This window comes from Psychrobacter sp. CAL346-MNA-CIBAN-0220 (assembly GCF_040309805.1).
In the GTDB taxonomy this organism is placed as follows: domain Bacteria; phylum Pseudomonadota; class Gammaproteobacteria; order Pseudomonadales; family Moraxellaceae; genus Psychrobacter.
The window spans coordinates 1-265 of record NZ_JBEOPF010000371.1 but is presented as its reverse complement, the minus strand read 5'-3'; the positions used below and the strand labels follow the sequence as shown (position 1 = coordinate 265).

The following is a 265-nucleotide window of genomic DNA, read 5'->3' as shown; positions in this document are numbered from 1 at the left end:
GCCTTGAGCAATGATATTGAGTTCTTGGTCGGTCACTAAAGTTGCAATTTCAATGACTCGATCGACATCTGGTTCTAAGCCTGTCATTTCCAAATCAACCCAAATTAGATTATTCGCATCAACAGCCATTTATGCCGCCTTATGTTATCTGTCGCCTAAATTCAGGCATTTTTATAAAAGAGTGTGTATCATACTGTTTTTTTGACACACAAAAAAACACCTATTTAATGAAGATAAGCCAGTGAGTAAAAAGAAACCCCTAAGC

Annotated in this window: 1 protein-coding gene; it reads right to left on the bottom strand. The window is 37.0% G+C overall.

Annotated features, from left to right (window positions below):
* A partial coding sequence (locus AAEY88_RS14010; protein ID WP_350563355.1) for an exonuclease domain-containing protein occupies positions 1 to 129 on the bottom strand: 129 nt, incomplete at its 3' end.
* Between the last annotated feature and the right edge of the window lie 136 nt (positions 130 to 265).